We start from the raw sequence: 7,567 nt of genomic DNA on the forward strand, positions 1-7,567 counted from the left end.
CTAGAGCGTCGATTCAGTAATGCTAGGTAATCTGTTTTTACCTTGTAGGGGCGAAGCATTCGGACAGAATATCAATGGTTTTAGCGATAGGTTATCACCCGAATGCTTCGCCCTGACGATTAATGAATCGGTGTTCTAGAAAAACTAAACCTTAAAAATTCTCCTTCCCAGTCTCAGACTGGGAATGCAAAAGGTGAGTCTCTGACTCACAACATGGTAAAATAATATTAATGATTCCTAGTTGAAGATATAATAGATAAATACTTTTATTCCCTGCTATGATTATGACAACAGAATTACTTCAAAAAGTTATAGAAACGGTGGAAACTTTGCCAATAGAAGAACAAAAGACTATTCTTCAACGTTGGTTATGTGAGTTAGAAGAAATTAAAGTTTCTCAATCAGATAAGTCTCAGATGAAATTATCAGAATTTCTGCTTTTACCTGAATTAGAAGAAAATGAAACATTATTTGCAAGAGATAAAGACACAGGTAGAGATATTTCATTATGACTTATTTATTAGATACTTGTGTTATTTCTGAATATGTCAAAAAACAACCTTGTCAACAGTTTAATCGCTGCGACTGCATCTGAAAATAATCTGATCATTGTTACTCGTAATATTAGTGATTTTGCTTTTTCGTCTGTTAATGTTTTTAGTCCTTGGGATGAATATATCAGCATTGACTAAGGAGTAAACACAGACAAAAAAACACCCAAAATCAAACCATAAATTTAACAATCACATCCTGTAAATCCTCAAAACTCTAAATATCATTAATTTTTTGACCTTTGACTTTTGACTTTTGACTTCCCGAAGGGTGTCCTGATTCAGACAAATAAAAATAATATGCACTATAAATATACTCTTCCCACCTTATTTATCCTCACCTCCCTCACCCTGACACCACCAGCAACAGGACAGGGTTTATCATGCAGTAAAGAAATAGATGCCATAGCCGAAAAAATCACCGTTTTAATTGATAATGGTAAATACAATGGTTCGGGAACTTTAATCAAAAAAGATGGGAATACTTATTCTGTTCTCACCGCTTTTCATAATTTCCGAGATCAGAATTTAAGATATACCATTGTCACCCCTGATGGACAACGTTATCCCATTAATGTGCAGAATATCAAACCTCTGGGAACTGCGGTAGATTTAACGGTAGTGCAGTTTAGCAGTAATAGAAGTTATCAAATAGCGAAGTTGGGTAATTCTGATGTGGTGCAACGTCGGGATAATGTTTATGTCGGTGGTTTTCGTCCCCCAACAGGAAATGTTCCTACTCCGCTTTACGACTGTTTTAATGGGGAAGTTTCCGCTAATGCTAAACAGGTGACTGTGGATGGTGGTTATAATTTAGTTTATACTAACCAGACTGTCAAAGGTATGAGTGGGGGACCGGTGTTAAACCAGCAAGGTGAGGTAATAGGTATTAAGGAAAACTAGAAATTTAACAATCACATCCTGTACATCCTATAATCCTGGACATCCTGATTCAGACAAAAAAAGACGCTAAGGAAAACTAGAAATTTAACAATCACATCCTGTACATCCTTAAATCCTGGACATCCTGATTCAGACAAAAATCATCAATATCATTTTACCATGTTGTGAGTCAGAGACTCACGTTTTGCATTCCCAGTCTGAGACTGGGAACGAGAATTATTCGATTTCTATTGATTGAATTATCATTTCTACAGTGTTTAAAAACTTGTCATATTCATTTTCTTCTGCTGAATAAATAATCACATAAGCTTTATTTTCTTTCAAAGTCATTACATACATATTCTTGATTTTTTCATCACCGTTTCTACCAGTTGCAATGATTTTTCTTCCTTGTTTCCCACTAAAAAAATATGTATCTCTTGTTGTGACTTTCCCATCTGTTAAATTATCAGTTATATCCTGTTCTTGAAAGTTTTGCAGCTGATCTAAAGTTTCTAAATAAGGAAAACTACTAATTATCAATCTTGAATTTTTTCGAGGGTGAATAAATGTCACAAGTTTATCATCTAAAGCATTTGGTGTTGCATCTTGAGGCCAACATTCTGGATATTCCAGATTGATATTATATTCTCTGTTTTGATAGGTTGCTAATTTTCCATCACATTCGGGAAGACGACTGTTAAGAAATACAAAAATAATAATTCCTGTCACTAATATACCTAATCCTACAGAGTTTTAAATCATATCCTGCTATATATTCTTGAACTATAAAAAAATCTTGGTTTTCTTGGGGATAAGCTAAAAGTCGGGGTATTTGTGGATGTTTACCTAGTTGATGCAGGATTGTAGCTTCCCGTGCAAATAATTCTTGAGATTTTTTTATTGTTTCCGGTTCGGTGCTTGATGGTGTAAAATGTTTAACTACACATTCACTTGGTGGGGGTACTTGGGTATCTTCCGCTAAATAAGTTGTACCAAATGTACCCTGTCCTATCTTACTGATGATTTTGTATCGTGCTGCAATGATTCTACCAATCATCCGATTCACCCTTCTACCCAGATAATCATATACATATATTAAATCATGGCTAATAGCAATTTTACTGAAAACAGGGAAAGTTTCAGATCCCCCCAACTCCTGTCTTAATAAGCAGGGTTAAGATGAATTATACAGATATGGGGTTTTGCATGATGTAAAAATTCACAATATCATAATACAATAGCTATAGCAGTCAGTTAGCAATATCCTCTATTATTGAATATGACTATACAATCAATATCAACCCCAGAACCTACACCAGAAGTATATAAAGGACAGTTTGGAGAATTTACCATTACTAAGGGCGATCGCATCGGTGTGATCATCTATCGTACAAGTTTAATGATAGCAGCAATTAGTTTTGCTATTGGTAGTAATTTAGCTTTATTTTATGCTGATTATCCCTTAGCTATTCAAGCTATTACCCCTCTTTACACTGTTTTTAGTTTAGCTTTGGGTGTGAGTTTATTAACTATTCACATATATATGAAGTTGCTACATCAAATTTTACAACTTTTCTGGATAATTGGTAGTATTTCTGCCTTAATTTTCGCACATTTGGATCATCAACCTTTTGCGAATACTATTTATAATCAACCACTAACATTATTTGGTGTGGGTTTTACTTTTGCTGCTTTAACAGGTATTTTCTTTAAAGAAGGATTTTGTTTTAATCGGTTAGAAACGAAAATCTTAACTCCCCTTGTTCCACTTTTATTATTAGGACATTTAGCAGGAATTTTATCAACTCAAGCAGAACAGGTTTTATTAGGTATTTGGGTAATTGCTTTTTTAGTGTTTGCGTTGCGGAAAACAGTACAAAATATTCCCGCAGATATTGGTGATAAGTCGGTTTTTGATTATTTGAAGAATCAAAGATTAGCAAAGGGTTAAAGATCAGAATATCTCACGCAAAGACGCAAAGGTTGATTTTTTGAAAATGTCTACTATAGAAGATCGCAAATATTGGTTAGCTTGGTCGCAAATTTCGGGAATTGGTCCAATATTATTACAACGATTACACCAGCATTTTGGTAAATTAGAAAATGCTTGGAAAGCGAGTCCTGCGGAATTACGAAAAATCGAAGGTTTTGGTTTTCAAACTTTAGAAAAAGTTGTACAACAAAGAAGTCGTATAAACCCAGAACAATTACTGATTCAACATCAACAAATAAACCCGAATTTCTGGACACCCGCAGATTTAGAATATCCCCAATTATTAAGAGAAATTCCCACACCACCAGCAATTTTATATTATCGTGGTGAAGTTGATTTACAAGAAAATTCAGGGAAAAAACCCTTGGTAGGTATAGTGGGAACTCGTAAACCTACAGAATATGGAATAAAATGGACTCGTCAAATTAGCACTGCTTTAGCTAAAAATGGTTTTACTGTGGTTTCGGGAATGGCCGAAGGAATAGACACGGAAAGTCACACCGCAGCGATGAAAGCAGGAGGAAGAACTATAGCGGTTGTAGGAACTGGTGTAGATGTTATATATCCTGTGAAAAATAAAGATTTATATCAACAAATTTTAAAATCTGGGATTGTTATTAGTGAATATCCTGCGAAAACTACACCTAACAGGACTCATTTTCCGCGCAGAAATCGTATTATTGCAGGTTTAAGTCGTGCAGTATTAGTGATGGAAGCGGGAACAAAATCAGGTGCTTTAATAACAGCAACTTATGCAAATGAGTTTTGTCGTGATGTTTACGCTTTACCGGGAAGAGTTGATGATGAACCCTCGCAAGGATGTTTAAAATTAATTAGTCAAGGTGCAGGTTTAATAAATCAACAATTAAATGAATTATTAATTATGTTGGGTGCTATTCCCCAAATAGATGTAGAAACTCCTCTTTTTAATTCTCTTCCTTTATCTCAACCAACTCAAACTAAATTAGAAACTCCTAAATTAGAAACTCCTAAATTAGAAACTCCTAAACCAGAAACTCCTAAACCAGAAACTCCTAAATTAGAAACTCCTAAATTAGAAACTCCTAAATTAGAACCAGAATTACAAAAGGTAATAGATATTTTAACTGTTGAATCTTTACCTTTTGATTTTATTGTGCAGAAAACAGGTATGGATGCGGGTTTAGTTTCTAGTTCTTTGTTACAGTTAGAATTAATGGGTTTGGTTTCTCAACTTCCAGGAATGAGATATCAGAAAATATAAGGAGTCAGGAGTCAGGAGTCAGGAGTCAGGAGGTAGGAATAAGAAGAAGCTAGGAGTTATGAAGTAAGCTGTTGTGCATTGAATTTGTATAAGTGGAACAGGCATCTTGCCTGTTAAACAAGAGTTCAGAACATTAGGGTTATACAATTTAGCTGTGTAACAGCTTAGAATTTTTGAGAATAGCTTTTGCATAACTATCTAATAATCTACTAACTTCTTGCAGTTTCAGCATTAATTCTGACGTATTCCCATATCCTAAATCATCTGTGAGCATAAGATAGTATCTACATTCTTCTAAAGAAGCTTGTGCAATATTCATGAATCTTACTTTATCTACGTCTGTTAATTGATATACTCCTAACACAAATTGATGTGCTTTTTGCCAGACTATTAAATCTTCAAATGTTCTTGCAGGTTGCATTTCTTCTAACTACTGACTCCTGACTCCTGACTCCTGACTCCTGACTCCTTTATTTTTCCCCATATTCCATTCCGTTTGCATCAGCGTAACGGTGCAAAAAACGCATAATTCGTGCAAAATGATCTTCTCTTTCTACTTCAAATTTACAATCTACCCGTTTTAATTCATCTCCTTCATCACCACCAAAAATAAACTTTGTTCCCGTAGGAGTAACACTAATTTCTCCTTCTTCATCTGTTAATAATAGGGAATTTAAAGACTGTTTGGTAAAACTATTAAAACCTGATAAAGCTTTTAATTGTTCAAATTGCATAACTACAATGCGTTTACCAGTGCGGGTTTCTCTTCGTAAACTCACGTTACTCAGTTCTTCAAATAAACCTGCAAAAAATTGAATTGATGGAGGAGTAGATGTCATGATTAATTGGTGATTGGTAATGGGTAATGGGTAATTGGTAATAGATTAATCTAAAATCCAAAATCCAAAATCTAAAATCTAAAATCTAAAATCTAAAATCTAAAATCTAAAATTCTCCTGACTCCTATCTTGGTGGATAATATTGTGGAGTCATCATAGGAGGTTGATAAGTACCCATCGGTACATTATTAACCATACCATTGGGTGGTATTGGACTCATTACCTGGGGTTGAATGAAAGGTTGAGTAAAAGGTTGAACTGGTTGAACTGGTTGAACTGGTTGAATAAAAGGTTGAACTGGTGGTTGAAAACTTGTGGATGGTGGATTAGTTGATGGTGGATTATTTGTAGGAGTGGGGGGTGTGACATTCGCTTGACTAAAGTTTTCGTAAGCAGCTTTAGAAATAGAACTAATCAGTGTTTCCGCAGCAGAATCATTATGAGGACGTTTTACCATGACAGCAGCAATGTAACGCTTACCGGTGGGGATATCAATTAAACCTGCATCTCCTAACATTGTGCCAATATCACCGGTTTTATGATATGCTCTTGCTCCTTCTCCTAACCCAGAAGGTATGAGAGTATTTCTTTCTGTGCGACGCATGATATCTAACATTAAATCACGCGATCGCATACTGACTAAATTACCTTGATTCACTTTAGCAATTAAATCTGCTAATTCTTTGGGTGATGTGGTGTTTGTACCTTCTAAATCTGGTAAAATATTACGAATAGCTGTAGTTGTTAATCCCCAACTGCGAAAACGCCCATTTAATACTTCCTGGCCTCCCAGTCTGGTAATGAGCATATTTGTGGCAGTGTTATCACTGATAGTCATCATTTTTGTGGCTACATCCAACGCTGTGTATTTACTACCCACAGGTTGAGTGCGTAAATTACCAGAACCTCCTGCCACCATTTCTTTTTCCATAGTCAGCATTTCATCCAAGCGAATTTTTCCCCCATCGACATCTTGGAAAAAAGCTACTAAAATCGGAATTTTGATGGTGCTGGCAGCAGGAAAACTTGTACTAGCATTAATATCTACATAATCACCTGTATCTAAATCCACCATGAAAACCCCAGGCGTTAGACTTGGGTTGGCGGTAGCTAGATTTTGTAAAGTAGATTTTAAAGTGGTAATTTCTTGAGCTAAGACTAAACCAGAACCAGATGCTTGGTTATTAGCATGAGATTGGGTGATATTGGTCTGAGATGGAGATGCAGAGGTTGTAGTGATGCGATAAGCAGGGTCTAATATTGATAATATCGTGCCGACAATTGCACCTAGTCCGATACCAACAATCAATAAACGCAAGGTATACAATACAGCCTTAGCCATTGGCTTTAATCGCGTTTTCCGTGATGATTGCCTGGTTACTTTTAGCTTGCCTTGCTTTTGTACACGCACTGTTTTTAATTTCCCTGTAACCGATTGTGGCATTTTGGTTGACATATTTGCCCTTGGTTTAGGGATGGGTTTAACAGCTGTCGGCATGACTAACCGGCTTGATGGTCTTCGCCCCTCAGTTGTAACATTAGCAGAACTGATAGGATTATTTAACCTTGTGAGTGCTACAGTTTCGCCTCTGTTTGCACCCTGTTGTTGCTTCCTGGCTTGTTTTTGTCCTGCCTTTTGGGACTGTTTTTGGGCTTGTCCTTGGTCTTGGCTTTGAACAGGACGCGGACGACGACGCTGGGAAGACTGCCGTTTTGAGACAGCTATTAGTTTGTCATTTGATTCTGACACTGCTACTCCTTAGTTACCCACTCGACTGTTTTGTTTGTCAAATTTCGACCCAAAACTAACTACACTATGCACCTTGATACTCAGAACCCCTTCTGTTACTAAGCAGCATTTTTCAGTTTAGTGTAAGTCATAATCAATGCTTTTGGAAGATGATATCTAAAAAATATATAGGACTCCTATTTGATTATTGAAAAAAACTCCGTACACCAAAATTCTCTAAAAGCCTTTTGCATGAGTGCCTGGTTGGTGAGCGAAGTCGAACTATTGCCTCTTGCCTGCCTACACAGATAAATTCAGAAATCAAAC

The 7,567-nt window shown here is 36.1% G+C and carries 10 protein-coding genes; 5 read left to right on the forward strand and 5 right to left on the reverse strand.

The window, feature by feature from the left end:
- Nucleotides 1-278: 278 nt before the first annotated feature.
- From PN497_RS11515 to PN497_RS11525, 3 genes are all read left to right on the forward strand, one after another.
- The gene (locus tag PN497_RS11515) at nt 279-512 is read left to right on the forward strand and encodes a hypothetical protein (protein ID WP_228051843.1); all 234 of its coding nucleotides are present in this window, start codon (nt 279-281) and stop codon (nt 510-512) included.
- A 33-nt stretch (nt 513-545) separates the two neighbouring features.
- Nucleotides 546-692 carry a PIN domain-containing protein gene (locus PN497_RS11520; protein WP_190347868.1) on the forward strand — a complete coding sequence of 49 codons (147 nt, stop codon included), beginning with the start codon at nt 546-548 and terminating at the stop codon, nt 690-692.
- Nucleotides 693-851: 159 nt separating this feature from the next.
- A complete protein-coding gene (locus PN497_RS11525) occupies nt 852-1,454 on the forward strand; it encodes a S1 family peptidase (RefSeq protein WP_096566065.1) in 603 nt (200 codons plus the stop codon).
- 216 nt (nt 1,455-1,670) lie between these two features.
- Here PN497_RS11525 and PN497_RS11530 read toward each other — a convergent pair whose 3' ends face one another.
- Nucleotides 1,671-2,165 carry a PsbP-related protein gene (locus tag PN497_RS11530; protein ID WP_096566063.1) on the reverse strand — a complete coding sequence of 165 codons (495 nt, stop codon included), beginning with the start codon at nt 2,163-2,165 and terminating at the stop codon, nt 1,671-1,673.
- Complete coding sequence (locus tag PN497_RS11535) at nt 2,134-2,493, reverse strand: protein kinase domain-containing protein (protein WP_272110179.1); 360 nt, start codon at nt 2,491-2,493, stop codon at nt 2,134-2,136. Before PN497_RS11535 ends, PN497_RS11530 begins: the two co-directional genes overlap by 32 nt.
- A gap of 222 nt (nt 2,494-2,715) precedes the next feature.
- Between PN497_RS11535 and PN497_RS11540 the strand changes: the two genes are divergently transcribed.
- Both PN497_RS11540 and dprA read left to right on the forward strand, forming a co-directional pair.
- Nucleotides 2,716-3,387: a DUF2301 domain-containing membrane protein gene (locus PN497_RS11540; protein WP_096566059.1), complete on the forward strand. Its 672-nt coding sequence runs from the start codon at nt 2,716-2,718 to the stop codon at nt 3,385-3,387.
- 46 nt (nt 3,388-3,433) lie between these two features.
- Nucleotides 3,434-4,672 carry a DNA-processing protein DprA gene (gene dprA / locus PN497_RS11545; protein WP_096566058.1) on the forward strand — a complete coding sequence of 413 codons (1,239 nt, stop codon included), beginning with the start codon at nt 3,434-3,436 and terminating at the stop codon, nt 4,670-4,672.
- Between the two features lie 148 nt (nt 4,673-4,820).
- Here the strand turns inward: dprA and PN497_RS11550 are convergent, their stop codons facing one another.
- The 3 genes from PN497_RS11550 to PN497_RS11560 all read right to left on the reverse strand — a co-directional run bounded on the left by PN497_RS11550 (nt 4,821) and on the right by PN497_RS11560 (nt 7,261).
- Nucleotides 4,821-5,093: a four helix bundle protein gene (locus tag PN497_RS11550; protein WP_096566056.1), complete on the reverse strand. Its 273-nt coding sequence runs from the start codon at nt 5,091-5,093 to the stop codon at nt 4,821-4,823.
- A 49-nt stretch (nt 5,094-5,142) separates the two neighbouring features.
- Nucleotides 5,143-5,511 carry a photosystem II reaction center protein Psb28 gene (psb28, locus tag PN497_RS11555; protein ID WP_096566054.1) on the reverse strand — a complete coding sequence of 123 codons (369 nt, stop codon included), beginning with the start codon at nt 5,509-5,511 and terminating at the stop codon, nt 5,143-5,145.
- Nucleotides 5,512-5,635: 124 nt separating this feature from the next.
- A complete protein-coding gene (locus PN497_RS11560; RefSeq protein ID WP_096566052.1) occupies nt 5,636-7,261 on the reverse strand; it encodes a serine hydrolase in 1,626 nt (541 codons plus the stop codon).
- Nucleotides 7,262-7,567: the final 306 nt, after the last annotated feature.

Source organism: Sphaerospermopsis kisseleviana CS-549, from assembly GCF_028329225.1.
Classification (GTDB): domain Bacteria; phylum Cyanobacteriota; class Cyanobacteriia; order Cyanobacteriales; family Nostocaceae; genus Sphaerospermopsis; species Sphaerospermopsis kisseleviana.

Excerpts from the sequence above, each read along its gene's own strand:
- PN497_RS11535 (WP_272110179.1), bottom strand. The coding sequence starts at position 2,493 with ATGATTGGTAGAATCATTGCAGCACGATACAAAATCATCAGTAAGATA.
- PN497_RS11515 (WP_228051843.1), top strand. The coding sequence starts at position 279 with ATGATTATGACAACAGAATTACTTCAAAAAGTTATAGAAACGGTGGAA.
- psb28 (WP_096566054.1), bottom strand. The coding sequence starts at position 5,511 with ATGACATCTACTCCTCCATCAATTCAATTTTTTGCAGGTTTATTTGAA.
- PN497_RS11520 (WP_190347868.1), top strand. The coding sequence starts at position 546 with ATGTCAAAAAACAACCTTGTCAACAGTTTAATCGCTGCGACTGCATCT.
- dprA (WP_096566058.1), top strand. The coding sequence starts at position 3,434 with ATGTCTACTATAGAAGATCGCAAATATTGGTTAGCTTGGTCGCAAATT.
- PN497_RS11540 (WP_096566059.1), top strand. The coding sequence starts at position 2,716 with ATGACTATACAATCAATATCAACCCCAGAACCTACACCAGAAGTATAT.
- PN497_RS11550 (WP_096566056.1), bottom strand. The coding sequence starts at position 5,093 with ATGCAACCTGCAAGAACATTTGAAGATTTAATAGTCTGGCAAAAAGCA.
- PN497_RS11525 (WP_096566065.1), top strand. The coding sequence starts at position 852 with ATGCACTATAAATATACTCTTCCCACCTTATTTATCCTCACCTCCCTC.